Genomic DNA, 25,943 nt, shown 5'->3' on the forward strand with positions numbered 1-25,943 from the left:
ATTGCGCACCAGGCGGTGAACCTGCGTGCCGGCGTGCGGGTACGCAGCGGCGTTGCCGGCGCCATCCATGTGCAGAATGTGAACGCCTATCACCAGCGCTTCCGGCAATGGTTGAGCCGCTTCCGCGGCGTCGCTTCGCGCTACCTGCCGAACTACCTGGGCTGGCGCCGGGCGCTCGACGCTGGACGGATCACGACGGTGGAGCAATTGCTGCGTCTCGCGTTCGGAGTCATCCATAGCTAACGCTGACAGCGCCAATGAAAAAAGCCACGCGGCCTTGCGACCGCGTGGCTTCTTCATGCGGCGCCCACGGGCGCCAGCAGGCTTATTGCACGCCCATTTCCTTCAGCAGGTTGTCGGCCTTGTCCACATGCTTCATGTTCCACAGCATGTAGCGGCTGTCGACCTGGATCGAGCGGGTCATGGCCTTGTTGAAGTCCCAGTCCGAGATGATCGAATCCAGGGTGCCGTCGAAGGCCAGGCCGATCAGCTCGCCCTTCGAGTTCAGCGCGGCCGAACCCGAGTTGCCGCCGGTGATGTCCAGCGTCGCCAGGAAGTTGACCGGCACGGTCTTCAGCTTCGGATCGACGTACTTGCCGAAGTCCTTGGACTGGATCGCCGCCAGCTGGGCTTCCGGCGCGTTGAACTCGCCTTCGCCGGTGTGCTTGGCCACGATGCCCTTCGGGGTCGTGAACGCGGTCCAGGAACCGGTGCCGTCGGCGCCGACGTCACGGCCCATCACCTTGCCGAAGGTGACGCGCAGGGTGCCGTTGGCGTCCGGGTAGACGGCCTGGCCCTTGCTGTTCATGTAGGCGATCTTGGCGCGCATGTAGTTGCCGTAGGCTTGCTGGATCTTGCCCGCCATTTCCTCTTCCTTGGCTTCATCGCGCATCGACGCGTCGTACATCGCGACGGCGGCCTTGATGAAGCTGTCGTTGGAGGCCTGGAATTCGGCCGGCGATTTCTTCAGCCATGCGGTGCGCTCTTCCTTGTTTGCCAGCTTGGAGCCGGCGTAGATGCGGTCCAGCGCGGCCTTCAGCTCGGCGTCGGTCATGCCCGGCTTGATGCCGAGGGCGGCGTCAAAAGCGGCGTCATGCTCGGCGGCCGGCTGCGCGTTGTACTTGGTCAGGAAGTTCAGCACCAGCGCCTTGTCGACCTTTTCGTCGTAGGTGCGGTCCTGGCCGGCGATGACCGAGTTCCAGCGCGCCAGGTCGCGTTCCTGGAAGCCGGTCTTGCGCTCGGCGTCCGGCTTGCTGCGCTCGTTGGCCAGGCGGTACAGCGAACGTGCCGAGGACAGGAACTTCGGCTGGGCGTACGACAGGTAGAAGCCCTTCTTGGCATTGGCGTCGCGCTCGGCGATCAGCTTCTCGGCCTGCTCGATGTCGGCGGCGTACTGCGCCTTGCGCGCCGGGGTGGCGTTGACCCAGGCCTTCAGGGCGTTGTGCTCGGCCGTCTTACGCTGCAGGAAGTCGCTGTTCGCGTACGAGGTCAGCATGCCCTTGCGGTTCTTGTAGTAGTTGTTGACGCCCGCGATCTGGCCGGCGTACTTGAGCTTGGCGGCCGGGTCGTTCTTGGTCTCGCGCTCGATGATCGCCAGGGTCTCGCCCGATGCCTGCACGAAGGCCGGGTAGTTCCAGGTAAAGGTCGATTCGACTTCCGACGGCAGGCGGTGGCGGTTGGTGCGGCCCGGGTAGCCCAGCACCATCACGAAGTCGCCTTCCTTGGCGCTGGCGCTCGGGTCGGCGATCTTCAGCACGTGCTTCGGCTTGTACGGCACGTTGTCCTGCGAGAACTCGGCGGCCTTGCCGTCCTTGCTCACGTAGGCGCGGTAGAAGCCGTAGTCGCCGGTGTGGCGCGGCCACATCCAGTTGTCGGTGTCGCCGCCGAACTTGCCGACGCCGGCCGGCGGTGCGTGCACCAGGCGCACGTCACGGATCTCGAGCTGCTTCAGGCGGTAGAACTCCAGGCCGCCGTAGAAGCTGGCCACGGTGCAGCGGTAGCCTGCATCCTTTTCGCACTCGGCCACCAGCTTCTTCTGGTTCTTCTCGATGGCGTCGATGCGTGCCTTGCCGGTCAGCTTGGCGACGTCCGGGGTGATGATCTGGTTGGTGACGTTGGCCACTTCCTCGGTCACGTAGACGCGGCTGCCCGGTGCGGCCGGCAGCTCTTCGCCCAGGGTCTTGGCCAGGAAGCCGTTGGCCAGCAGGTCACGTTCCGGGGTCGAGTTGACCGCGATGCTGTTGTACACGCAGTGGTGGTTGGTGACGACCAGGCCCTGCGGCGAGACGAACGAGGCCGAGCAGCCGCCCAGGCTCACGATCGCGCCCATCGGGAATTCGGTCAGCTTGGTCAGGGTGGACGGATCCAGCTTGAGGCCGGCGGCTTTCAGTTGCTTGGCTACTTGTGGCAGCTGCTGCGGCATCCACATGCCTTCGTCCGCGTGTGCGGCGAAGCTGGTCAGGATGGCCAGCGAGAGGAGGGTCTTTTTCATTCGCGTCTGTCTGGTTGAGGATGGGAACTCTTGGAACGCCTAACACAACCCCCATTGCTACGTTGCATTCGTCTTCGACGATGCGCCTTGCCCTGGGGCTTGTGTTAAACGTTCAATGCTCCGCGGAGCATCCAAGAGTATCCGTAATCCCTATATGCATCGTCAACCAATATTTCGTACCGACAAACACAGAGTTCTCTAGAGGAAAGTTGTCCTACAACTGGGCGCTGAACAGGGAAGCCACGCCGGTGCTCAGGCGCTGCCACCACGGCCGCTCGCGGTGTTCCGCCTTGGTTACCGGGCTCGCGTGCCGCCAATCATCCTCGAAGATGGCGGTCTGCTCGCGCGCGAAGCCTTCGTGCAGCACGTTGAGATTGGCCTCGTCGTTGATGCTGAACGAGCGGTTGTCGAAGTTGGTCGAGCCGACCGACACCAGCAGGTTGTCGACGATCAGGGCCTTCACGTGGTACATCGTGGGCTGGTATTCGGCCAGCTTGACGCCCGCAGCCAGCAGTTCGCCCCAGCGCTCGCGCGAGGCGGCCTTGACCAGGTCCGAATCGATGATCTTGCCTGGCATCAGGATGCGCACCCGCACCCCGCGTTTCGCCGCTTCGATCAGGGTGCGGATGGTGAGCTCGTCGGGCACGAAATAGGCGGCCGACAGGTCGATCGTCTTGCGCGCCGAGGTAATGGACATCAGGTACATCAGGTGCATCGATGCGGCGCCGCCGGTCGGCGAGCTCGAAAACATCTGGGCCGGCATGTCGCCCACGTGCTGCAGGGCCGGGAAGTAATCGGCGCCGTCTAGCACGGTGCCGGTGGCCTTGGTCCAGTTGTCGTTGAACACGGCCTGCACCTGGCCGACCACCGGTCCTTCGATGCGGAAATGGGTGTCGCGCCAGTGGTCCTTGTCCTGGGCATTGCCGCGCCATTGGTCGGCGATGCCGACCCCGCCGGTGAAGCCGACCTTGCCGTCGATCACCAGGAGCTTGCGGTGGGTGCGGTTGTTCAGGCGCGCCAGCTTCCACCAGACCGGCTTGTGGTAGCGCTGCACCTGCACGCCGGCCTGTTTCATGGCGTCGATCTGGGCCAGGTCGAGTTTGAGGCTGCCCATGAAATCCAGCATCACGTGGACTTTCACGCCGGCGCGGGCGCGCTCGATCAGGGCTTCGGTGAATTCCTTGCCGATCGAGCCGGACCAGTAGATATAGGTTTCGAAGGTGATGCTCTTCCGGGCCGAACGGATCGCATCGAGCATGGCCGGGAAGATCTGGTCGCCGTTGAGCAGGACCTCGACTTTATTCCCTTCGAGGATGGGCGGACCGAGCAGGACCCCGAGCGAGCGGCGGAACTGCGGGTCCTTGGTATCGTACTGCCGGGTCAGGCGGGTTTCGATCTGCGTTTCGCTCGGCATGAAATTGAGCGCGAGCACCCCGCCGACCAGCGTGAGGGCGGCCGTGACGAGGATGGTCCAGAATCGTTTGGGTGATAGTAGGGACATATGGAAACACGGGTGGAACTGCGGGCGTAAAAAAACCAACGCATGAAGCGTTGGTTTTTAGCTAGGGCTACCCGATTGCTGATTAACGAACACGGCCGCGACGCAGCAGGTTCACGATCGCCAGCAGGATGACAGCGCCCAGGAACGAAACCAGCAGCGACGACACGCTGAAGTCATCGGAGTTGATGGTGCCGGTGCCGAACAGCGGCGACAGCAGCCAGCCACCCAGGAAGGCGCCAACGATACCAACTACGATGTTGAGAATCATGCCTTGCTCTGCGTCGGTCTTCATGACCATGCTGGCCAGCCAGCCCAGAATGCCACCGACAACGATCCAAATGATGAATAACATGGTGTACCTCCTTCAAGTGTAAGAAAACATACCCCCAGGCCCTTGAATTGCCGTGGCCATGGAGAAAAGTCTAGAGACCAGTCCCCTTCAGGTCGGTGCGGCAACGAACGTTAGACGGCGAATCTGCAAGCCTGTTCTGCCGCTTCGAACTGTTGAGCGAAAAGAACCGGGCAGGGTGCGTCAGCGAACAGAAGAGGTCTTGTACCGGGCATAAGGTTTCAACACTTGCAAGATCGATTTTGTTTGCAGGACCCAGCACCTGAACCTTCTGAAAGGATTCGCCATGAGCAACTACGATTCGAATAACACCAACCAGAATTCCCGCATGGTCACTGGCCTGTTCCCCGACCGTGCCAGCGCAGAACGTGCATATTCCTCGATCTCGACCCGCGGTTATAGCAAGGACGACGTCAACCTGATGATGTCGGACGAGGCCCGCAAGACCCATTTCGGCGACACCGATACTGAACTGGGCAGCAAGGCCGCCGAAGGCGCCGGCATCGGCGCCGGCATCGGCGGCACCATCGGCGCCGTCCTGGCAGGCATCGCCGCCGTCGGCACCACCCTCGTGCTGCCTGGCCTGGGCGTGGTCGTCGCCGGCCCGCTGGCAGCGGCCCTGGCCGGCGCCGGCGCCGGCGGCATCACCGGTGGCCTGATCGGCGCGCTGATCGGCGCCGGCATCCCGGAAGACCGTGCTGCCCACTATGAAGAAGGCATCAAGCGCGGCGGCATCGTGATGGGCGTGAACGCCCGTTCGGACGAAGATGCGCGCCACATCCAGCAATCCTGGACCGACAGCGGCGGCACCCACATCATCGGCACCGGCGTCGGCGCCCTGGGTGGTGCGGCAGCCGGCGCCGCCATTGGTTCGGCGGCCGGCCCGGTCGGCACCGTGGCGGGCGCCGCCATCGGCGCGGTCACCGGCGGCATCGCCGGCAAGGGCGTGGGCGAAGTCGTGAACCCGAAAGCGGGCGACGACCTGTCGGAACACTACCTGGCCAAGGGCGTCGGCGCCAGCAGCGGCGCGGCCGTGGGCGCGATGGCCGGCGCGGCCGGCGGCCCGATCGGCATGGCTGCCGGTGCGGTGGTCGGCGGCCTGGCGGGCGGCGCAGCCGGCAAGGGCGCGGGCGAAGTCGTGAACCCGAAAGCGGGCGACGAACTGCACGACCATAACCTGGCGCAGGGCGTCGGCGGCGCCGGCGGCGCTGCGGCCGGCGCGGTTGCCGGTTCGGTGGCGGGCCCGGTCGGCGCCGCAGCGGGCGCCGTGATCGGCGGCCTGGCCGGCGGCGCGGCAGGCAAGGGCACCGGCGAAGTCGTGAACCCGAAAGCGGGCGACGAACTGCATGACCACCACCTGGGCACCGGCGTCGGTGCGGCTGGCGGCGCTGCGGTCGGCGGTGCGGTGCTGGGCGGCGCGGTCGGCGGTCCGGTCGGCGCGGTGGCCGGTGCCGGCATCGGCGCGGCCGTCGGCGGCATGGCCGGCAAGGGCGTGGCCAAGATGGTCAACCCGCAGGAGGAAGACGCCCACTGGCGCAACCAGTACCAGACCCAGCCGTACTACACCCCGGGTTACACCTACGACGATTACGCACCGGCCTATGCGCTGGGCTACAACTCGGCAGGCCGCTACCCGGGCGGCTACGACATGCACGAGAACGAGCTGTCGACCGAATGGGAACGCACCAAGGGCAATTCGCGCCTGAGCTGGGACCAGGCCAAGCACGCTTCGCGCGCCGCATGGCACAAGGTCGAGCGTGCCATCCCGGGTGACGCGGACCGCGACGGCCGCTGATCGCTGACGACGCATTCGGCGTAAAAAAAGCCTCGGTGCCGGACGGCACCGAGGCTTTTCCTTTTGGGCGAAGCGACTACTGCTTGACCGCTTCCACCTGGATCGCCAGCTTCACTTCCGGCGAAAACTTCGGCAGGCCGAAGTTAATGCCGTAGTCGCTGCGCTGGAAGCTGCCGGTCACGTCGGCGCCGCACACTTCGCGCTTGAGCATCGGGTGGTCGATGCACTTGAACTTGTTGATGGTCAGGGTCAGCGGCTTGGTCACGCCGTGCAGGGTCAGCTCGCCTTCGGCCGAGGTCGGGACGTCGCCGGTGAACTTGATCGACTTCGACTTGAAGGTCGCGGTCGGGAATTGGGCGGCGTCGAAGATGTCCGGCTTCTTGGCGTGCTCGTTCATCTTGTCGTGGCCGAAGTCGATGCTGTCGATGTACACGGTGATGTCGAGGGTGCCGGTTTTCTTCGCGCGGTCGAGGGTCACGGTGCCGTCGGTCTTGTTGAACTTGCCGCGCCAGACCGAGATGCCCATGTGGTCGGCCTCGAAGCTCGGATAGGTGTGGTTCGGCTCGATCTTGTAGGTGTCGGCGGCAAAGGCGAGGCCGGCGCCGAGGGTGCTCGAAGCGGCCAGGGCGGCGATCAGGTGCTTGATTTTCATGGAACGATTCCTTGCGTGTGTTGAGGTGTTTGCTGGGGTGATTACTGGCCCGCCGTAACGCGGAACTTGATGACAACCTCATCGGCGACCATGCTCGTGTCCTTCCACTCGCCTTCGCCGATGTTGAAGGCCAGCCGCTTGATCGGCAGCTGGCCTTCGAATACCTGCTTGCCGCCTTCCGCCTTGACGCTCAGCGGGAAGCTGACGTCGGCGCTGCGGCCCTTGATGGTGAGCTTGCCGCTCACGTTCAGCTTGCCCGCGCCGGCCGGCGCGATCGCGCTCGACACGAAGCTCGCCTTCGGGAACTGGGCGGTGTTGAACCATTCCTTCTTGGTGACTTCCTTGTTGTAGTCGGGGTCGCCCAGGTCGAGGCTGGCGGTCTGGATCTCGACGCTCGCCTTCGACGCGGCCGGCTTGGCGGCGTCGTAGTCGATCTGCGCAGCAAACTGCTTGAACTTCGCCTCGACCGGCACGCCCATCTGCTTGAAGGTGGCCGTCACGCTGCTTTTCGCCGGGTCGGTTTTCAGGGGCGCCGCGATGGCGACGGCGCTTGCCAGCACCGAGGCCAGCAGCAGGCTTTTCATGGGTTTCATCAAGACTCCTTACGGGTAGAGAAAGGCAGCATGCGCGCCATCACGCCGTCGCGGTCGACGAGCAGGTGCTTGAGCGCGGCCGCCACGTGCAGGCCGACGAGCAGCGCCAGCAACATGTTGAGCCAGTAGTGGACATCCTTCAGCACGACTTTCAGGGCCGGATCCGGCCCCATCAGCACCGGCAGTTCGATCACACCGAACCAGACGATCGGATAGCCGGTCGCCAGGCTGTAGAAATAGCCGGACAGGGGCACTGCGAACATCAGGATGTACAGCAGCCAATGCAGGCCATGGGAGGCGCCGCGCTGCCAGGCCGGCATCGCGTCGGCGTAGGCCGGCGGATGACGGAACAGGCGCCACAGCAGGCGCAGGGCGGCCAGCAGCAGCACCGTCACGCCGGCCCATTTGTGCCAGTTGAAATACTTCAGCTTGGTCGGCGTGATGCCCGGGATATCGGTCATGACCAGCCCGAGCGTGAAGGTCCCGATGATCAGCAGGGCGATCAGCCAGTGCAGGACGATGGCCGGGAGGGTATAGCGGTACATATGATTATTTTCGAGAATTCGTACTGGTTAGGACTATACCAGTCTTTAGCGAGTTCGCTGTAGGTGCAATTTCGCTGGGTACACTAGCACGCTTTGTATTCACTGCACAGCAATAGCCGCCAGAATGTAAAATTCAACAAAGAGTACTTTATCAAAGATTACCTGTGGATACTTTTGCTGCCATGGAGCAGGACTTATGCGACATTCTTTTACACCATCGGGCCTGACGCTCAGCCGGCTCGCCCTGGCCTGCCTGGGCGCGGCCCTGGCCTGGCCGGCGCTGGCAGCCGGCGACGTGCCGGCGAGCCAGGGTGAGCTGGCCGACCTGTCGATCGAGGAGCTGGCCAACATCCACGTCATGTCGGTGTCGAAGAAGCCGGAGCGCCTGCTCGATGCGCCAGCATCGGTGTTCGTGATCACGGCCGAGGACATCCGCCGCGCCGGCGCGCACAGCCTGCCCGAAGCGCTGCGGCTCGCGCCCAACCTGCACGTGGCACAGCGCTCCAGCTATGGCTACTCGATCAGCGCGCGCGGCCTGAACGGCAGCAACAATAGCGCCTCCAACAAGCTGCTGGTGATGATCGATGGCCGCTCGGTCTATGCGCCCCTGTTCTCCGGGGTGTTCTGGGACATGCAGGATCTGATGCTGGAAGACGTCGAGCGCATCGAGGTCATCAGCGGCCCGGGCGGCACCCTGTGGGGCGTAAACGCCGTCAACGGCGTCATCAACATCACCACGCGCTCGGCCGCGGCGACCCAGGGCGGCCTGGCGGTGCTGCGCGGCGCGACCGATGGCGGGGATGCCGCCTTCCGCCAGGGAGGAAGCAGCGGAGAAACCAGCTGGCGCGTCTACGGCAAGCTGCTGCAGCGCGCACACGGCGAGAACGGCGACGGCAAGCGTATCCATGACGCCTGGCGCCAGGCCCAACTTGGCTTTCGGGCCGACTGGAAGGACGGCGCCGACACCGTCAGCGTGAACGGCAACGCTTACCGTGGCGAGCCCGAACAGCCTGAACCGGGCGAGATCTCGGTGAGCGGCACCGCGCTGCGCCTCGGCGACATCGACACCGCGGGCGCCAACCTCACGGCGCGCTGGGAACGCACCCTTGCGGACGGCGGGCGCCTGTCGGTGCAGGCCTACCTCGACCACACACGGCGCGAAGTGCCACCCACCTTTACCGAGTCGCTGCAGATCGCCGACCTGCAGTTCCAGCACACGCTGCCGGCCTGGGGCCGCCACAGCCTGGTCTGGGGCGCGAACCTGCGCCACAGTTGGGACGAGGTGGAAAACAGCGAGGTGATCGCCTTTCTGCCGGCGCAGACAGAGCAGACCTGGTCCAGCCTGTTTGCCCAGGACGAGATCGCGTTGCGTCCCGACCTGAGCCTGGTCGTCGGGGCGCGTGCCGAGCGCAACGTCTATACCGGCCTGGAATTCCTGCCGAGCGTGCGCCTGTCGTGGCGCCTGGCGCCCCAGCACGCGTTGTGGACCGCGCTGTCGCGCACCGTGCGCGCCCCGACCCGCCTCGACGTGGACGCCTTCATCCCGGGCCGTCCGCCTTACCTGCTGCGCGGCGGTCCCCGGGTGCGCTCGGAGGTGGCGCGCGTGTTCGAACTGGGTTACCGCGGCCAGCCGCTGCCCGGCCTGTCGTATTCGGCGACGCTGTTCCACAACCAGTACGACCACCTGCGGACCCAGGAGATCGACCCGACCTGGACTTTCCTCACCTTCGGCAGCCTGATGGAAGGGAAGGCGACCGGCATCGAGATGTGGGGCAACTACCAGATGAACGGGGCCTGGCGCCTGTCGGCCGGCTTCACGGCGCTGCACGAGCGCCTGCGCCTGAAACCGGGCAGCAACGACGCCGCCGGCCCGGGCACCGCGGGCAAGGATCCGGAGCACAGCTTGCAGCTGCGCTCGCACCATGCGATCGATGAGCGGCGCGAGCTGGAGCTGGCGCTGCGCAAGGTGGCGGCGCTGGAGAATCCGGAGGTGCCGGGCTACTGGGCGCTGGACGCGCGCTTCGGCTGGCGCTTGACGCCGCAGCTGGAGCTGTCGGTGGTGGGGCAGAACCTGAATGGCAGCCACGCGGAATACGGGCCCGCCGACGCGCGGGTGGAGCTTGACCGCAAGGTGGCGGTCAAGCTGGTGTGGTCTTTGTAGGGCGGACGGCGAAGCCGTCCACGCCAGGGTACGGCTTAGATCGCTTTCGCCAGCTGCGCCGCCAGGCCGGTGTAGTTCGCCGGCGTCATTTGCAGCAGCAGGTCCTTGGCTTCCTGCGGGATCGCCAGCTTGCCGATGAACTCCTGCAGCGCTTCACGGGTGATGCCCTTGCCGCGGGTGAGTTCCTTCAGCTGCTCGTACGGGTTCTCAATCCCGTAGCGGCGCATCACGGTCTGCACCGGCTCGGCCAGCACTTCCCAGCTCGCGTCCAGGTCGGCTTCCAGGCGCGCCGCGTTCACTTCCAGCTTGTTCAGGCCGCGCAGGCAGCTGTCGTAGGCCAGCAGCGCGTAGCCGAAGCCGACGCCGATGTTGCGCAGCACGGTCGAATCGGTCAGGTCGCGCTGCATGCGCGAGACCGGCAGCTTCTCGGCCATGTGGCGCAGCACCGCGTTGGCCAGGCCCAGGTTGCCTTCCGAGTTCTCGAAGTCGATCGGGTTGACCTTGTGCGGCATGGTCGACGAACCGATCTCGCCCGCCTTGAGTTTCTGCTTGAAGTAGCCGAGCGAGACGTAGGTCCAGATGTCGCGGTTCAGGTCGAGCAGGATGGTGTTGGCGCGCGCGACGGCGTCGAACATCTCGGCCATGTAGTCGTGCGGCTCGATCTGGATGGTGTACGGGTTGAACACCAGGCCCAGGCGCTGCTCGATCACTTCCTTCGAGAAGGACGGCCAGTCGAAGCCCGGGTAGGCCGACAGGTGGGCGTTGTAGTTGCCGACCGCGCCGTTCATCTTGCCGAGGATCTCGACGTCGGCGATGCGCTTGACGGCGCGCTGCAGGCGCGCGACCACGTTGGCGAATTCCTTGCCGAGGGTGGTCGGGCTGGCGGTCTGGCCGTGGGTGCGCGACAGCATCGGCAGGGATGCGTTGGTATGCGCGATCTCGGTCAGCCTGGCGATGATGTTCTGGAGGGCCGGCAGCAGCACGCCATCGCGCGCGGCTTTCAGCATCATGCCGTGCGAGGTGTTATTGATGTCTTCCGAGGTGCAGCCGAAGTGGATGAACTCGCTCGCCGCCACCAGTTCCGGCACGTCCTTCACCTGCTCCTTGAGCCAGTATTCCACCGCCTTGACGTCGTGGTTGGTGACCGCCTCGATCTCCTTGATGCGCGCCGCTTCGGCGTCGCCGAAGTTCGCGGCCATGCGCTCGAGGTGAGCGTTCGCTTCGCTCGAAAACGGCTTGATCTCCGGGAAGCCTGCCTGCGACAGGGCCTGCAGCCAGGCGATTTCCACCTTCACGCGGTGGTGCATGAAGCCTGCTTCGGACAGGATCGGGCGCAGCTTGTCGGTTTTCGACGCGTAGCGGCCGTCCAGCGGGGACAGGGCCGACAGGGTAGGGGAGGGGACGGTAGAGGTCATGGCGGGCGGTCCGTGCAAAAACGCGGATTTTACCACTGGGCGGCTCGCGCAGCCTTGCGCAGGCCACGCCGCGGACGGCCCGGGAGGCTCGTCCGGCGCAGACAGGCGCCGAAATGGCGATGCTATACTGGCACCCAATCCTCAAATTCGGGCATGTATGAAACTCATCGGTTCCTTCACCAGTCCCTATGTGCGTAAAGTCCGCGTCGTGATGGCGGACAAGAAGCTCGATGTCAGCTTTGTGCAAGAAAACGTGTGGGTCCCGGAGACCACCATCCAGCAGGTCAACCCGCTCGGCAAGATTCCCTGCCTGGTCATGGAAGACGGCAGCACGCTGTACGACTCGCGCGTGATCGCCGAATACCTCGACACCATCTCCCCGGTCTGCAAGCTGCTGCCGCCGAATGGCCGCGAGCGCACCGAAGTCAAGGTCTGGGAAGCGCTGGCCGACGGCGTGCTCGATGCCGCGATCCTGGTCTTCCTCGAGCGGCGCGAGCGCTCCCCGGAGCAGCAGAGCGCCAAGTGGATCGAGCGCCAGATGGGCAAGGTGCATGCCGGCCTGCGCGAGATGTCCACCCGCCTGGGCGAATCGAGCTACTGCATGGGCATCCACTACACGCTGGCCGACGTCGCCGTCGGCTGCGCCCTGGGCTGGCTGGCTTTCCGCTTCCCCGACATCGACTGGCGCGGCGACTACCCGAACCTGGCGCGCCTGGCCGATAAACTCGCCGAGCGTCCGTCGTTCCGCGACACCGTGCCGTTCGTCGCGTGAACCCGCCCGCCACCACCGTCGTCTTCGGCGAAGCGCTGGTCGACGACTTCACCACCGAGCAGGTGGTGGGCGGCGCCCCTTTCAATGTGGCGCGCCACCTGGCCGCCTTCATGGCGCCGCAGCTGATGCTCACCCGCATCGGCAAGGACAAGCCGGGCCAGGCGGTGTGCGCCGAGTTCGAGCGCTTCGCGATGAGCGAGGCCGGCCTGCAGGTCGATGCGATGGAGGAAACCGGCCGCGTGCTGGTCGAGCGCGGTGCCCGTGGCGGCCACCGCTTCACCATTTTGCCGAACCAGGCCTACGACTTCATCGACCGCGGCCAGGCCGAGGCGGCGCTGGAACATACGCAGCCCGGCATCTTCTATTTCGGCACCCTGGCCCAGCGCCACGAGCGCTCGCGCGCCACCCTGATGGCGCTGCTGCGCGCCACGCCGGCGCTGCGCTACCTCGACCTGAACCTGCGCGACGGCCAGGTGGACGAGCGCACCGTGACGCGCTCGCTGCAGGAAGCCAACATCGCCAAGGTCAACGAGGAAGAATTGCAGGCGATGTTCGGCTGGTATTTCCAGATCAAGCCGGACGATGCGGCGCTGGCGGCCGAAGAAGTGCACGCCTCGTGCCAGGCGCTGCTGCAGATGTTCTCGCTCGACGCGCTGATCGTCACGCTGGGGCACCGCGGCTCGGTGTACTTCGGCGCCGACGGGCAGGTGCTGATGCACCGCGATAACCCGGCGCCGCCGTTTGTCATCGACACGGTGGGGGCGGGGGATGCCTTCTCGGCGATTTTCCTGCTGGGGAAGATGCGCGGCTGGCCGCTCGACCTGTCGCTGGCGCGCGCCAACGAGTTCGCGGGGGCGATCTGCGCGATTCCGGGGGCCGTCCCGCGGGATCTGGGATTTTATGATCAGTGGATGAGGAAGTGGCGCTAGTGGTTTGCTAGCAAGATTGGGTTCCCGCCTTCGCGGGAACGACGGTCTTGAAGTCAACGGTATTAAAGCCGCCAGCATATGAACCGTCATCCCCGCGAAGGCGGGGATCCAATTTTAAGAGGAACAGAGTTACTCGCTGATCTGGCTCTGCAGGTAGTTCTGGATGCCGACCTTCACGATCAGGTCCAGCTGCGTCTCCAACCACTCGATGTGCTCCTCGGTATCCTCGAGGATCATCAGGAACAGGTCGCGGGTCACGTAGTCGGCCGCCGCTTCCGCCGCGGCGATGCCTTCCTTGACCGTTACCTGGGCCGCGCGCTCGAGCTTGAGGTCGCATTCCAGCATTTCCTGGGTCGATTCACCGATGAGCAGCTTGTGCAGCGCCTGCAGGTTCGGCAGGCCGTCGAGCATCAGGATGCGGTCGATCAGCTTGTCGGCGTGCTTCATCTCGCCGATCGACTCGTCGTACTCCTTCTTCGCCAGCTTGCCGAAGCCCCAGTGGCGGTACATGCGCGCATGCAGGAAGTACTGGTTGATCGCGGTGAGTTCGTTGGTCAGCTGCGCGTTCAGCAGACGAAGAACGTTCTGGTCGCCTTTCATGTGATGCCCTTGATGATGTTGAATGGGCTCCATGATAACAAACAAGCAGCCCGCTTTTGGGTCGAAAACGCTGAAAAAGCCCGGGAAATGCAGTGAAAATCGAAAAAACCGGCGGGAATGACAAGCGTTCTCGTTCCGCTGTGCGAACGCTTCTCAGTACCGTGGCGCGGGCGAAAAAAAACCCCGCGCAAGCGGGGCAGGAGAGAGACGGTGGTGATGTTCAGGCCGCCTGCGGGACGCGGCGCACTTCGGTGATCGTGGTTTTGCTCTCGATGTGTTCGTGCAGGACTTCGCGTGCATAGCTCACGCACTTGCCGCACATGGTGCCGACGCCCAGTTCCTTGTGCAGTTCGGCGACCGAGCTGATGCCCAGGTCGACGGCCTGGCGGATTTCGCGGTCGGAGATGTTGTTGCAGACACAGACGATCATCTTGAGGTTCCTTGGCGCTACTTGTTCACTTGGCATTTAAATGAGAATCAATCTCATTCGTGTTCTATTCTCCGTAAACTCGGCGGCGTTTGCAACAGGAATTTTGTGCTCAGCTGCCTTTTTTGTGATCTTTCTTTCGGCTGTGATCAAACCGCAAATAGAAATAATTCGCATTTAGGTTTATGATGCTAGCTATCTGTCTCATCAGCGCTACACTTACTGGACGCGACCATGACTCTTGCTCCCTCCCTCACCACGCTCGACGCCCTTCCGGCCGGCCAGAGCGCTACCGTGATCCACCTGGCGCCGCCGGCGCAACAGGGTGGTTTCGACGTCCAGCGCCGCCTGATGGAGCTCGGCTTCGTGCCGGGCGAGCGCATCCGTGTGCTCAAGCGCGTACTGGGCGGCCCGCTGGCCGTCAAGGTCGGCGAATCGACCTTCGCGCTGCGCCGCTTCGAAGCGGCCCTCGTGTCGATCAAGCCGGAATAGTCGGATGGGTGTCATGGAACAACAGGTGGCGTCGCGCACGCCCCTGGTCGCACTGCTCGGCAATCCCAACTGTGGCAAGACCGCACTCTTCAACCGCCTGACCGGCTCGCGCCAGAAGGTCGCGAACTACGCCGGCGTGACCATCGAACGCAAGGAAGGCAGCTTCACCTCGCCGGCGGGGCGGCCTTTTCGCGTGCTCGACCTGCCGGGCGCCTACAGCCTGAGCGCCCATACCCCGGACGAAGCCATCACGCGCGACGTGGTAGCCGGCCTGCGCGCGGGCGAAGCGGCGCCGGATGCGGTGCTGTGCGTGGTCAACGCGACCAATCTGCGCCTGAACCTGCGCATGGTGCTGGAGCTCAAGCGCCTCGGCCTGCCGATGGTGCTCGTGTTGAACATGGTCGACGTCGCCAGGAAGCGCGGCATCACGATCGACAAGGAAAAACTGTCCGCTGCCCTGGACATGCCGGTGGTCGAAACCGTCGCCATCCAGTCCGGCGGCGAGCAGGCCCTGCTGGCCCAGCTCGACCGCATGGCCTTCGATACCGCCGTCAAGCCGAATCCGCTGTCCGCGATCGACGCCGTGCCGGTCGAGGAAACCCAGCGCGAAGTGCGCCGCATCCTCGAGCTCGCCGTTGCTACCAGCGGCGATCGCGGCAACCTGACGGAAAAGATCGACAACGTGGTGCTGCACCCGGTGCTCGGCCCGGTGATCCTGGCCGCCCTGATGTTCCTGATCTTCCAGGCCGTGTTCAGCTGGGCCGGCACGCCGATGGACCTGATCGAGGCGGGCGTCGGCGCGCTCGGCGAGCAGGTCGGCGCGCTGCTGGGCGAAGGCGTGCTGCACAGCCTGATCGTGGACGGCATCATCGCCGGTGTCGGCAGCGTGCTGGTGTTCCTGCCGCAGATCCTGATCCTGTTCTTCTTCATCCTGCTGCTGGAAGACGTCGGCTACCTGCCACGGGCGGCCTTCCTGCTGGACCGCATCATGGGCAGCGTGGGTCTCTCCGGCCGCGCCTTCCTGCCGCTGCTGTCCTCGTTCGCCTGCGCGATCCCGGGTATCATGGCCGCGCGCACCATCCAGAATCCGCGCGATCGCCTGGTGACGATCATGATTGCGCCGCTCATGACCTGCTCGGCGCGCCTGCCGGTGTATGCGCTCCTGATCGCCGCCTTCATTCCCAACCGTGAAGTGGCCGGCCTGATGAACCTGCAGGGCCTGGTGCTGTTCGTACTCTATATGGCGGGCATCCTGAGCGCCATGGCGGTGGCCTGGTTCATGAAGCGCCGCAGCGACTACAAGCAGCAGGTACTCATGATGGAACTGCCGGCCTACCATTGGCCCCAACCGGGTGCGCTGGCGTCCGGCCTGTGGGAGCGTGCCAAGATCTTCCTGAAGCGGGTCGGCACCCTGATCCTGACCATGATGATCCTGCTCTGGGTGCTGTCGAGCTTCCCGGGCGCGCCGGAAGGCGCGACCCATCCGCCGATCTACTACAGCGTGGCCGGCATGATCGGCCGCGCGCTGGAAGTCATCCTGGCGCCGATCGGCTTCGGCTGGGAGATCGGGATTGCCCTGGTGCCGGGCATGGCCGCGCGCGAAGTGGCGGTCGGCGCGCTGGCACAGGTCTACGCCCTGTCAGGCGGCGACGAAGCCGCCAATGCCCTGGCGCCGCTGGTCGCGCAGTCGTGGTCGCTGGCCACCGGCCTGGCGCTGCTCACCTGGTACATCTACGCGCCGCACTGCCTGCCGACGCTGGCCACCGTGGCGCGCGAAACCGGCAGCCGCCGCTACGCCTGGATCATGGCCGGCTACATGTTCGGCCTGGCCTACGTGGCCGCCTTCATCGTCTACCGCACCACCTTGTTCTTCACGGGAGCCTAGGACATGTGGCAGGAGCTGGTCGCCGGGATCATCGTCGCGCTGGCCGTGCTGTATGCCGGCGCGAAGTACCTGCCGGACAGCTGGCGGCGCGCGATCGTGCACCGCCTCTCCAGGGGCGGCCAGCAGTCGAGGCTGGTCAAGTGGCTGGACACCTCGGCCAGCTGCGGCAGCGGCTGCAACAGCTGCAATACCTGCGGACCGACCGAGCCCGTGCCGCCGCCCGGTAAGGGCAACGGCAAGGTCATCAAGATCCACGAGCGCCGCTAGCGGCGCCGGCCGCGCTTCAAGGCGTCGCCACGTTGACCACGTGCCAGGCGCCACCCACCCCATCGCCGGTCTTGTCTCCCGCCTTCTTGTCCTTCACAAAGGTGTACAGCGGCTTGCCGCCATGCGCCAGCTGCTTGCTGCCGTCCGCGCGCGTGATCACGGAGTAGGGCGGGCGCGGGCTGCCATCGGCCTTCACGGGCGGCCAGTTTTTGGCACAGGCGGCGACGCAGCTGCTCTTGCCGCTGCCGGCTTCATCCTTGTCATAGGTGTAGACGGTCATGCCGGCGGCATTGACCAGCACGCCGTTCGAGGACTTGAGGGGCGGCGCATCGGCGGCGCTGGCAGTGGTTGAAAGTAACAGGGCAGCGGCAATACTGGCAACACGAAGCAGGGTCATGGCGGGCCTCCGGGCTGTGAATGCCTGGATAGACAACAGTTTCAGTCAGCCGTTCCCTGCAAAGCCTCGACCGCGGTGATCAGGCGACGTGCGTCAAACGGCGCATGCACCTTGATGTCGTTATCGAAGTAGCAGTAGACGTCGCGCGCCTTGGCCTTCGGCGGCGGCTTGTCGACGATGAGCCGTGCCCCCTCGGGCTGCCGCCCGCGGCGCCAGGCATGGATGCGCGCCGCCCAGGCCGCGATGGCCTCGTCTTCATAGCCGCTCGCGTACAGCTCCTTGTCGCCATGCAGCCGGATGTAGACGAAGTCCGCGGTGACGTCCTCGCACAGCGGCCACCTGCCGGCGGTATCGGCCACCACCAGCGCCACGTTATAGCGGCGCAGCATGGCGATGAAGGCGGGATCCAGGAAGCTCTCGTGCCGGATCTCGACCGCATGGCGCATCGGGCGGTTTGGGCCGGATTCGAGCGCAACCCGGCCTTCCATGCGCGGCTGGTACTGCAGCGCCAGTTCGCGGGCGCTATCGGTATCCCGGGGCCGCAGCGACAGGAAGTGCTCGAAACGCTGCGGATCGAATTTCACGACGGGCGGGAATTGCCACAGGAAGGGGCCGAGCTTGTCGCGCAGCTCGAACACGCCCGAGGCCAGCACATTGGCCAGCGGACCTTCGATGTCCTTCAGCTTGAGCATGTGGGTGAGAAAACGGTTGCCCTTGACCGCGAACACGAAGCCGGGCGGGGTGGCCGCATGCCAGGCGGCATAGCTCTCGGGCCGCTGCAGCGAGTAGAACGAACCGTTGATCTCGATGCTGGGCAGCTGGCCGGCCGCGTATTCGAGTTCGCGGTGCTGGACCAGCCCTTTGGGGTAGAACACGCCGCGCCACGGCACGTAGCGCCAGCCGGAGATGCCGATGTAGACCGATCCATTCATGGGCTCAAGCTTACTCTGCCTCGTCCGTTGGCAGGCGCATGCTAAGCTGGCGGCCTGTCGAACTCTGCGGAAAAGCCATGATCGTCGTCCACCACCTGAACAATTCGCGCTCGCAGCGCATCCTCTGGCTGCTCGAGGAGCTCGGGCTCGACTACGACATCAAGAAATACCAGCGCGATCCGAAGACCATGCTGGCGCCGCCGGAGCTGAAAGCGGTGCATCCGCTCGGCAAGTCGCCAGTGATCACCGACGACGGACTGGTGGTGGCGGAGTCGGGGGCGATCGTGGAATACCTCACCAGCCGCTACGGCAACGGACGCCTGGTGCCGGCGCCCGGCACCCCGGAGCGCCTGCGCTATACCTACTTCCTGCACTTCGCCGAGGGCTCGGCCATGCCGCCGCTCCTGATGAAGCTGGTGTTCGACAAGGTCGAGAACAGCCCGATGCCCTTTTTCGCGAAACCGATCGCGCGCTCGATCGCACGCAAGGTCAAGGACAGCTTCATCATGCCGAACATCCGCAGCCAGCTCGACTTCCTGGAGGGTGAACTGGGCAAGTCGACCTGGTTCGCCGGCGAGGAGTTCAGCGCCGCCGACATCCAGATGAGCTTCGCGCTGGAAGCGGCCGCCTCGCGCGGAGGGCTGGGCAGCCAGTATCCGAAGCTGGCCGCTTTCCTGGCGCGGATCCACGCGCGCCCGGCCTATGCGCGCGCGCTCGAGCGCGGTGGCAAGTACGACTATGCCTGACGGGCCGCCCGGTTTATCATGGCGGCGCTGCAAGCACTCTTGATCAACGCACTGCCCGCACCACCATGAGCAAACAGGGAAAGCTGCTCGCCATCGACGGCCTGAATATCGTGCGCCGCGTGTACGAAGCCAGCCCCGAACCGGACTCCGACCTGAAGGCCAGCATCGCGCTGCGCCACGCGTTCTCGTCCTTCCGCAATGTGCTGGAAGCGCACGCGCCCACGCACGTGCTGGCGGCCTTCGACTACGGCGGCCCCAACTGGCGCCATGCCCTCTATCCGCGCTATCGCGAAGGACGCGCCGCCATGCCGGCGCCGCTGCGCGAGGCCCTGCCGGAATTCCACGAGCGCCTGCGCCAGGCCGGCCTGCAGGTGCTGGCCGTGCCCGAGGTCGAGGCCGACGACGTGATCGCCACCGGCGTCATGCGCTGGCTGGGGGAGGGGCGGGGCGAGGCCATCGTGGCGACCACCGACAAGGACCTGCACATCCTGATCGCGCACGGCGCGCTGGTGTGGGACCACTTCAAGAACGAATGGCATGACGACGCCTGGGTGCGCCAGCGCTTCGGCGTGGCGCCCGAATTGCTGCACGACCTGCTGGCCCTGATGGGCGACCCGACCGACGGCGTGCCGGGGGTGTCGAAGATCGGCATGAAGACCGCGGCGCGCCTGCTCAACGCCTACGGCAGCCTGGACGCCGTGATGGCCGGCGCCGGCATCCTCAAGACCCCGCTGGGCGAAAGGCTGCGCGCCGAGCGTGAGATACTCGAGATGTCGCGCTGCCTGGTGTCGCTCAAGCTGGACGTGCGGCTGGGCGTCACCTGGAACATGCTGGCCTATGAATCCCATTGAAGGAAAGCGCCGATGCTGAAGGCATTGATCGTGGACGGCAGCGCCATCGCGCGCGGCCTGCTCAACACCGTACTGACCGATGGCGGCTACGACGTCGTCGCGCAAACGCATACCGGCACGCTCGGCTATGGCCTGGCGATGAAGCATCGCCCCCAGATCGTCTGCATCGCGCGCGAACAGGTCGAGGATGGCAGCCGCATCGTCGAGGAACTGCGCGTCCAGCTGCCGAAGGCGATGATCTTCATGGTGTCGGGCACGCTCGACGCCGCCGCCATCCAGGACGCGCTCGGGCGCGGCGTGCACGGCTTCATCGTCAAGCCCTTCAAGGCCGACGCCGTGCTCAAGACGATTCGCAATACCGTGATCGCGGTCGTCCGCAAGCAGCAGGCCGCCTCGGGTAGCGCGGACTGACAAGGCGCTCAGCCGCGCCGCTTGATCTCGTCCGAAGCAATCGCCGCCAGCTCGCGCAGGGCGCGCAGCTCGCGTTCGCGCAGCCGGCGCGGCTCGCGGTCCAGCACGCACAGGGTGCCGAAGCGGCGGCCCTGCGCATCTTCTAGCGGCACCCCGGCATAGAAGCGCACGTGCGGCGCGCGCGTCACCAGCGGATTGGCGGCGAAGCGCGCATCGAGGGCGGCGTCGCCCACCACGAATGCCTCGCCGCTGGCCAGCGCGTGCTTGCAGAATGCCCATTCACGCGGCGTTTCCTGCAGGTCGAGGCCGACCCGGGCCTTGAACCATTGGCGCTCCCCGGCCAGCACCGTCACCAGCGCGATCGGGCAATCCGTCACCTGTGCGGCCAGCCGCGCCAGGCGGTCGAAGACATCTTCGGGCGGCGTATCGAGCAGGGCATGGCCGGCCGGCGCGCCGGCCTCCCGCAGCGCGGGCGCCGCCGGGGCAGGCAGGGACGCCGTGCCCGGGCCCACCGGCGCACCCGGCGCCATACCGGTGGCGCCCTGTCGCGCCTGCAGCTGGCGCACCGCGCTCAGGCGCACGCGCCGGTGCCCGCCGGGCGTCTTCCATGCCGGCAGTGCGCCGCTTTCCATCCAGAGCTGGGCGGTGCTGACGGCAACGCCCAGCATGTGGGCCGCTTCCCGCGTCGTCAGGATTGGATCGTCCTCGCTCATCTTCTTGGTAATTTGTAGTCGATGCACGCATTCTAACCGAAACCCGACAATATTTGACGAAAATGCGCGCACGATTGGAATTACTGTTGACCGTAAGCATTATATAACGCCAGAATAGCGTTATAATCGTCAGTTCCGATAAATACGTGCGCCTTTCCTGGGTGTGCGACTGCCAAGGCCGCCCATGAATTCACTGTATGACCCGTCGCTCGAGGAAGCGAGCCGATTGGAAGCCCTGCGCCAGCTGGAGCTGCTCGACACCGCCCCCAGCGAAGCTTTCGACCGCATCACGCGCATGGCCGCGCAGCTGTTCCAGCTGCCGATCGCGGCGGTGTCGCTGACCGATTGCGACCGCCAGTGGTTCAAGTCGAAGGTGGGTGTCGCGCATGATGCGATCCCGCGCATCAAGGCGCCCTGCGCCGCGGTGGCGGACAGCGGCCGGATGCTGGAAGTGCCGGACCTGTTGGAAAGCGAGTGCTTCCGCGACAGCCCCCTCGCCGACAGCGGGATCCGCTTCTACCTCGGCGCGCCGCTGGTGACGAAAACCGGGCACTGCCTGGGCGCGATGTGCGTGCTCGGCACCGAGCCGCGCAGCGTGAGCGACGCGGACCGCGCCACGCTGGCCGACCTGGCGGCCATGGTCATGGCGCAGATCGAGCTGCAGCACGCGCTGGGACGGATCGATCCGGTCAGCGGCCTGCCCAACCGCAGCCAGTTCGTCAGCGACGTGCGCGACTTGGGCCTGGTCACGCCCGAGGGGGCGCCCCAGCTGGCGGCCCTGGTCAGCCTGGCCACGCCGGAAGAGCTGAGCGACGCCATGCGGGTGATGGGCGGCACCTGGCTCGACGACATCGTGCGCGATGCCGTGCCGGCCCTGCGCAGGCTGGCCGGCGGCGGCAAGGTCTACCACGTCGCGCCGACCCAGTTCGCCTTCCTGGCGCCGCTCGGCCTGTCCCTGGCGCGCTTCAGCGGCACCCTGATGGCCTGGCTGGACGAACGCAAGCCGATGGGGCAGTGCGGCTTCCTGACCACGGCCACGGTCGGCCTGGTCCGCTTCGCAGTGGGCCAGGACGCGCCGCTCGACGTGCTGCGCAACTTGCACAGCGCCGCCCACGATGCGCGCGACGCCGAATCCGGCCTGCGCGTGTATTCGCCCGAGCAGGATGCCGCCTACCGCCACCGCTTCTGGCTGATCAGCGAATTCGGACGCGCGCTGGCGCAGGCGAGCGAGCTGCATCTCGTGTTCCAGCCCAAGGTCTCCCTGCACCACGGCAGCTGCCTCGGCGTGGAAGCCCTGCTGCGCTGGACCCATCCCGACGCCGGCCCGATCCCGCCGGGCGAATTCATGCCGATCGTCGAAACCACCGCGCTGGCGCGCGCCACCACCGAATGGGTGCTGGAGGCGGCGCTGCGCCAGCTGGCGGCCTGGCGCGCCGACGGCGTGTCGCTGCAGGTCGCCGTCAACGTCTCCGCGGTGAACCTCGAGGAGCCGGACTTCAGCGACCGCGTGCTGGAAGGGCTGGCGCGGCACGGCCTGCCGGCCGCCTGCCTGGCGCTGGAAATGACGGAAAGCGCGCTGATGCGCAAGCCGAAGATCGCGCATGACACGATGGCGCGGCTGGCCGAGGGCGGCGTGAAGATCGCCATCGACGACTTCGGCACCGGCTACAGCAGCCTGTCCTACCTGCAGGACATGCCGGCGGACGTGGTCAAGATCGACCAGTCTTTCGTACGCGGCATGGAAAAGGACGAGCGCACGCTAGCCCTGGTGACGACCATGATCAAGCTGTCGCACGACCTCGGCCACCGGGTGGTGGCGGAAGGCGTGGAGACGGAGGAGGTGGCGCAGCTGCTGCGCGCGGCGGGCTGCGACGAAGCGCAGGGGTATTACTATGGAAGGCCGATGGCGCCGGCGGCGCTGGCCGATTGGCTCGCTGCAAGGTAGGGTGGACGGCTATGCCGTCCGCGCGTTCAAATTCAACATGAACTGATACGACGCGGTTGTTCACGCGGCGCTTGAACGCGCGGACGGCGAAGCCGTCCACCCTACGAAAATCAAGCAGCGTTGCTGTCGATAATCCCACCACCCAGGCACACATCGCCGTCATACAGCACGGCCGACTGTCCCGGCGTGACCGCCCACTGCGCTTCTTCGAAATCGAGCGCGAAACGGTCCATGCCGTCGGCATGCACGGTGCAGGCCACGTCGGCCTGGCGGTAGCGGGTCTTGGCCGACAAAGCTTTTCCACTAGCAGGCGCTTCGCCCGCGGTCCAGCTGGCCTGGCCGGCTTCCAGGTGCGGCGACAGCAGCCACGGATGGTCGTGCCCCTGCACGATGTACAGCGTGTTGCTGGCCACGTCCTTGCGCGCCACGAACCACGGCTCGCTGGTGCCGTCCGCGTTCTTGCGCGACTTCAGGCCGCCGATGCCGATGCCCTTGCGCTGGCCCAGGGTGTAGAAGGACAGGCCGATGTGCTCGCCAACGGTCTCGCCGGTGTCGAGCTTCATCGGGCCCGGCTTGTGCGACAGGTAGCGGTTCAGGAACTCGCGGAACGGGCGCTCGCCGATGAAGCAGATGCCGGTCGAGTCCTTCTTCTGCGCGTTCGGCAGGCCCAGGCGTTCGGCGATCTTGCGCACTTCGGTCTTCGGGATTTCTCCCAGCGGGAACAGCGACTTCGACAGCTGGCCCTGGTTCAGGCGGTGCAGGAAGTAGCTTTGATCCTTGGTGTGATCGAAGGCTTTCAGAAGCTCGAAGCGGCCGTCGTTCTCGCGCACGCGCGCGTAGTGGCCGGTCGCGATCAGGTCGGCGCCCAGCTTCATCGCATGGTCGAGGAAGGCCTTGAACTTGATTTCGGCGTTGCACAGCACGTCCGGGTTCGGGGTGCGGCCGGCCTGGTACTCGCGCAGGAACTCCGCGAACACGCGGTCCTTGTATTCGGCGGCGAAGTTGACGGCCTCGATGTCCACGCCGACCACGTCGGCCACGCTGGCTGCGTCGATCCAGTCCTGGCGCGTCGAGCAGTATTCCGAATCGTCGTCGTCTTCCCAGTTCTTCATGAACAGGCCGATGACTTCGTAGCCCTGTTCCTTCAGCATCCACGCCGCGACCGAGGAGTCGACGCCGCCCGACATCCCGATCACGACTTTTTTCTTGCTCATTTCTGTTTCCGTATTCTTTTAAATACCACCCTCGAATACCGAGGGGTGGGTGTACAGCAGGTGCAGCGGGGTGCGATGGCCAGCCAGGTAGTCGTCCACGCACTGCAGCACGATCGGGCTGCGGTGGCGGTCGGCGGTGGCGGCGATCTCGTCGCGCGTCATCCACATGGTGCGCAGGATGCCTTCGTCGAGCGGCTGGTCCAGCTCGCGGCCGGCATGGCCGCAGAAGGTGAAGCGCAGGTAAGTGACGTCGGCGCCGCGCGACTTCGAATGGTAGCGCGACATGTACATGCCCACCAGCGCGGTCGGGATGAATTCGTGCGCGGTTTCCTCCAGCGCCTCGCGCACCACCGCCTGCTCGAGCGATTCGTGCGGGTCGAGGTGTCCGGCCGGCTGGTTCAGCTTCACGCCCTCGCTCGTCTCTTCCTCGATCAGCAGGAAGCGTCCATCGCGCTCGATGATCGCGGCGACGGTCACGGATGGTTTGAAGATATCGGTCATGCGCGTCCTTGAAAATGAGCCGATATTTTACCTTGACAGGAGGCATCTCTGCTCATCCACCACCGCTACGGTGCGCTTGCCTGTCGTTAAATGGCCTTGATCCATTGCAAACAAATGCTTCCTGACGCCCGTTACAGTGATGGGTTTTCGTGGCAATCAAATATTACTTTTAGTATTTGTTTTTGAGCAATTAGCGTAATTACATGATAGATTGGGGACCGATGTGTCCACTGAACGGAGGGATTCATGAGAATTGGCATACCGGTCGAGACCAGGCCGGGCGAGACCCGCGTTGCTGCAACTCCCGAAACCGTCAAGAAGCTGGCCGCGAAGCACCAGATGCTGGTGGAGAGCGGCGCCGGGGTGCGCGCTTCCTACCCCGATGCGGCGTACGAGGCGGCCGGCGCCACCATCGTCGACGCGGCCACCGCCTTCGGCGCGGACATGGTGCTCAAGGTCCGCAGCCCGGACGGCACCGAGCGCGCCCGGATGCGCCCGGGCAGCGTCCTGGTCGGCATGCTCAATCCCTTCGATGCCGAGAACCTGGCGGCGCTCGCCGGCGCCGGCCTGACCGCCTTTGCCCTCGAGGCCGCGCCGCGCATCACGCGCGCCCAGTCGATGGACGTGCTTTCCTCGCAGGCCAACATCGCCGGCTACAAGGCCGTGATGCTGGCCGCGAACACCTACCAGCGTTTCATGCCGATGCTGATGACGGCGGCCGGCACGGTCAAGGCCGCGCGCGTGCTGATCATGGGCGTGGGCGTGGCCGGCCTGCAGGCGATCGCCACCGCCAAGCGCCTGGGCGCCGTGATCGAAGCCTCGGACGTGCGCCCGCCGGTGAAGGAGCAGGTCGAGTCGCTCGGCGCCAAGTTCATCGACGTGCCTTACGAAACCGAAGAGGAACGCGAGATCGCGCAAGGCGTGGGCGGCTATGCGCGCCCGATGCCGGCCAGCTGGATGCAGCGCCAGGCGGCGCTGGTGCACGAGCGCGCCAAACTGGCCGACATCATCATCACCACCGCCCTGATCCCGGGCCGCAAGGCGCCGACCCTGATCGGCGAAGAGACCGTGCAGGCCATGAAACCGGGCTCGGTGATCGTCGACATGGCGGTCGAGCAGGGCGGCAACTGCCCGCTCACGGAGCTGGGCCGCACGGTGGTGAAGCACGGGGTCTACATCATCGGCGAGCCGAACCTGGCGTCGATGGTGGCGGCCGATGCTTCCGCCTTGTATGCCCGCAATGTGCTGGACTTCCTCAAGCTCGTCATCGACAAGGAAGACCGGTTCGTGATCGACCGCGAGGACGAGATCGTGCGCGCCACGCTGGTGTGCGCGGACGGCGCGGTATTGCGTACCTAA

26 protein-coding genes and 1 pseudogene are annotated in these 25,943 nt (G+C 65.5%); 13 read left to right on the forward strand and 14 right to left on the reverse strand.

Features of this window, described 5'->3' with window-relative positions; genetic code table 11:
- Positions 1-243, forward strand: a pseudogene (locus tag YWC_RS29855) (IS1595 family transposase); the annotation flags it as partial.
- An 82-nt stretch (positions 244-325) separates the two neighbouring features.
- Here the strand turns inward: YWC_RS29855 and YWC_RS0117225 are convergent.
- The 3 genes from YWC_RS0117225 to YWC_RS0117235 all read right to left on the reverse strand — a co-directional run bounded on the left by YWC_RS0117225 (position 326) and on the right by YWC_RS0117235 (position 4,344).
- Entirely contained in the window at positions 326-2,491 is a 2,166-nt protein-coding gene (locus YWC_RS0117225; RefSeq protein WP_027866496.1) for a S46 family peptidase, read from the reverse strand.
- Positions 2,492-2,705: 214 nt separating this feature from the next.
- Positions 2,706-3,992, reverse strand: a complete 1,287-nt coding sequence (gene cls, locus YWC_RS0117230) for a cardiolipin synthase (protein WP_169728132.1) — start codon at positions 3,990-3,992, stop codon at positions 2,706-2,708.
- Between the two features lie 82 nt (positions 3,993-4,074).
- A complete protein-coding gene (locus tag YWC_RS0117235) occupies positions 4,075-4,344 on the reverse strand; it encodes a GlsB/YeaQ/YmgE family stress response membrane protein (protein ID WP_027866498.1) in 270 nt (89 codons plus the stop codon).
- Positions 4,345-4,627: 283 nt separating this feature from the next.
- Here YWC_RS0117235 and YWC_RS33805 point away from each other — a divergent pair, with 283 nt between their 5' ends.
- Complete coding sequence (locus YWC_RS33805) at positions 4,628-6,136, forward strand: hypothetical protein (RefSeq protein ID WP_229413126.1); 1,509 nt, start codon at positions 4,628-4,630, stop codon at positions 6,134-6,136.
- A gap of 76 nt (positions 6,137-6,212) precedes the next feature.
- On the opposite strand, the gene YWC_RS0117245 is transcribed toward YWC_RS33805, so the two are convergent.
- From YWC_RS0117245 to YWC_RS0117255, 3 genes are read right to left on the reverse strand one after another with little or no spacing between them, the layout of a single operon-like run.
- Positions 6,213-6,788: a YceI family protein gene (locus YWC_RS0117245; protein ID WP_027866499.1), complete on the reverse strand. Its 576-nt coding sequence runs from the start codon at positions 6,786-6,788 to the stop codon at positions 6,213-6,215.
- A gap of 41 nt (positions 6,789-6,829) precedes the next feature.
- On the reverse strand, positions 6,830-7,381 hold the full coding sequence (locus YWC_RS0117250; RefSeq protein ID WP_027866500.1) for a YceI family protein: 552 nt from the start codon (positions 7,379-7,381) through the stop codon (positions 6,830-6,832).
- Positions 7,381-7,926, reverse strand: a complete 546-nt coding sequence (locus YWC_RS0117255) for a cytochrome b (RefSeq protein ID WP_027866501.1) — start codon at positions 7,924-7,926, stop codon at positions 7,381-7,383. The genes YWC_RS0117250 and YWC_RS0117255 overlap by 1 nt, the downstream gene beginning before the upstream one ends.
- A gap of 196 nt (positions 7,927-8,122) precedes the next feature.
- On the opposite strand from YWC_RS0117255, the gene YWC_RS29865 reads away from it, so the two are divergent.
- On the forward strand, positions 8,123-10,087 hold the full coding sequence (locus YWC_RS29865) for a TOL_0244 family TonB-dependent receptor (protein ID WP_084416472.1): 1,965 nt from the start codon (positions 8,123-8,125) through the stop codon (positions 10,085-10,087).
- Positions 10,088-10,122: 35 nt separating this feature from the next.
- Here the strand turns inward: YWC_RS29865 and purB are convergent, their stop codons facing one another.
- Entirely contained in the window at positions 10,123-11,502 is a 1,380-nt protein-coding gene (gene purB, locus YWC_RS0117265) for an adenylosuccinate lyase (protein ID WP_027866502.1), read from the reverse strand.
- 157 nt (positions 11,503-11,659) lie between these two features.
- Here purB and YWC_RS0117270 point away from each other — a divergent pair, with 157 nt between their 5' ends.
- Both YWC_RS0117270 and YWC_RS0117275 read left to right on the forward strand, forming a co-directional pair.
- Complete coding sequence (locus tag YWC_RS0117270; protein ID WP_027866503.1) at positions 11,660-12,274, forward strand: glutathione S-transferase C-terminal domain-containing protein; 615 nt, start codon at positions 11,660-11,662, stop codon at positions 12,272-12,274.
- Positions 12,271-13,203 carry a PfkB family carbohydrate kinase gene (locus YWC_RS0117275; protein WP_027866504.1) on the forward strand — a complete coding sequence of 311 codons (933 nt, stop codon included), beginning with the start codon at positions 12,271-12,273 and terminating at the stop codon, positions 13,201-13,203. The genes YWC_RS0117270 and YWC_RS0117275 overlap by 4 nt, the downstream gene beginning before the upstream one ends.
- Positions 13,204-13,332: 129 nt before the next feature.
- On the opposite strand, the gene bfr is transcribed toward YWC_RS0117275, so the two are convergent.
- Both bfr and YWC_RS0117285 read right to left on the reverse strand, forming a co-directional pair.
- The gene (gene bfr, locus YWC_RS0117280; protein WP_027866505.1) at positions 13,333-13,803 is read right to left on the reverse strand and encodes a bacterioferritin; all 471 of its coding nucleotides are present in this window, start codon (positions 13,801-13,803) and stop codon (positions 13,333-13,335) included.
- 220 nt (positions 13,804-14,023) lie between these two features.
- Positions 14,024-14,233: a (2Fe-2S)-binding protein gene (locus tag YWC_RS0117285; RefSeq protein WP_027866506.1), complete on the reverse strand. Its 210-nt coding sequence runs from the start codon at positions 14,231-14,233 to the stop codon at positions 14,024-14,026.
- 231 nt (positions 14,234-14,464) lie between these two features.
- Here YWC_RS0117285 and YWC_RS0117290 point away from each other — a divergent pair, with 231 nt between their 5' ends.
- From YWC_RS0117290 to YWC_RS29870, 3 genes are read left to right on the forward strand one after another with little or no spacing between them, the layout of a single operon-like run.
- Positions 14,465-14,722 carry a FeoA family protein gene (locus tag YWC_RS0117290; RefSeq protein WP_027866507.1) on the forward strand — a complete coding sequence of 86 codons (258 nt, stop codon included), beginning with the start codon at positions 14,465-14,467 and terminating at the stop codon, positions 14,720-14,722.
- 4 nt (positions 14,723-14,726) lie between these two features.
- Positions 14,727-16,607 carry a ferrous iron transporter B gene (gene feoB / locus YWC_RS0117295; RefSeq protein ID WP_027866508.1) on the forward strand — a complete coding sequence of 627 codons (1,881 nt, stop codon included), beginning with the start codon at positions 14,727-14,729 and terminating at the stop codon, positions 16,605-16,607.
- A 3-nt stretch (positions 16,608-16,610) separates the two neighbouring features.
- Positions 16,611-16,874 carry a DUF6587 family protein gene (locus YWC_RS29870; RefSeq protein ID WP_051306531.1) on the forward strand — a complete coding sequence of 88 codons (264 nt, stop codon included), beginning with the start codon at positions 16,611-16,613 and terminating at the stop codon, positions 16,872-16,874.
- A 16-nt stretch (positions 16,875-16,890) separates the two neighbouring features.
- On the opposite strand, the gene YWC_RS0117305 is transcribed toward YWC_RS29870, so the two are convergent.
- Positions 16,891-17,271, reverse strand: coding sequence for a COG4315 family predicted lipoprotein (locus tag YWC_RS0117305; RefSeq protein WP_027866509.1), 381 nt, complete (start codon positions 17,269-17,271; stop codon positions 16,891-16,893).
- Between the two features lie 41 nt (positions 17,272-17,312).
- Positions 17,313-18,203: a DUF72 domain-containing protein gene (locus YWC_RS29875; RefSeq protein WP_036214890.1), complete on the reverse strand. Its 891-nt coding sequence runs from the start codon at positions 18,201-18,203 to the stop codon at positions 17,313-17,315.
- Between the two features lie 77 nt (positions 18,204-18,280).
- Between YWC_RS29875 and YWC_RS0117315 the strand changes: the two genes are divergently transcribed.
- The 3 genes from YWC_RS0117315 (at position 18,281) to YWC_RS0117325 (ending at position 20,211) form a co-directional block, all read left to right on the forward strand.
- Positions 18,281-18,949 carry a glutathione S-transferase gene (locus YWC_RS0117315; RefSeq protein WP_027866510.1) on the forward strand — a complete coding sequence of 223 codons (669 nt, stop codon included), beginning with the start codon at positions 18,281-18,283 and terminating at the stop codon, positions 18,947-18,949.
- Between the two features lie 65 nt (positions 18,950-19,014).
- Positions 19,015-19,800, forward strand: coding sequence for a 5'-3' exonuclease (locus YWC_RS0117320; RefSeq protein WP_027866511.1), 786 nt, complete (start codon positions 19,015-19,017; stop codon positions 19,798-19,800).
- A gap of 12 nt (positions 19,801-19,812) precedes the next feature.
- Positions 19,813-20,211 carry a response regulator gene (locus tag YWC_RS0117325; protein ID WP_027866512.1) on the forward strand — a complete coding sequence of 133 codons (399 nt, stop codon included), beginning with the start codon at positions 19,813-19,815 and terminating at the stop codon, positions 20,209-20,211.
- 8 nt (positions 20,212-20,219) lie between these two features.
- Here the strand turns inward: YWC_RS0117325 and YWC_RS0117330 are convergent, their stop codons facing one another.
- A complete protein-coding gene (locus YWC_RS0117330; RefSeq protein WP_229413127.1) occupies positions 20,220-20,951 on the reverse strand; it encodes a GAF domain-containing protein in 732 nt (243 codons plus the stop codon).
- Between the two features lie 157 nt (positions 20,952-21,108).
- On the opposite strand from YWC_RS0117330, the gene YWC_RS0117335 reads away from it, so the two are divergent.
- Positions 21,109-22,869 carry a sensor domain-containing phosphodiesterase gene (locus tag YWC_RS0117335; protein ID WP_027866514.1) on the forward strand — a complete coding sequence of 587 codons (1,761 nt, stop codon included), beginning with the start codon at positions 21,109-21,111 and terminating at the stop codon, positions 22,867-22,869.
- A 110-nt stretch (positions 22,870-22,979) separates the two neighbouring features.
- Here the strand turns inward: YWC_RS0117335 and mnmA are convergent, their stop codons facing one another.
- Complete coding sequence (gene mnmA, locus YWC_RS0117340; protein WP_027866515.1) at positions 22,980-24,083, reverse strand: tRNA 2-thiouridine(34) synthase MnmA; 1,104 nt, start codon at positions 24,081-24,083, stop codon at positions 22,980-22,982.
- 18 nt (positions 24,084-24,101) lie between these two features.
- A complete protein-coding gene (locus YWC_RS0117345; RefSeq protein ID WP_027866516.1) occupies positions 24,102-24,584 on the reverse strand; it encodes an NUDIX hydrolase in 483 nt (160 codons plus the stop codon).
- Positions 24,585-24,830: 246 nt separating this feature from the next.
- Here YWC_RS0117345 and YWC_RS0117350 point away from each other — a divergent pair, with 246 nt between their 5' ends.
- Entirely contained in the window at positions 24,831-25,943 is a 1,113-nt protein-coding gene (locus tag YWC_RS0117350; protein ID WP_027866517.1) for a Re/Si-specific NAD(P)(+) transhydrogenase subunit alpha, read from the forward strand.

It is taken from the genome of Massilia alkalitolerans DSM 17462, from assembly GCF_000427785.1.
Classification (GTDB): Bacteria; Pseudomonadota; Gammaproteobacteria; order Burkholderiales; family Burkholderiaceae_D; genus Telluria; species Telluria alkalitolerans.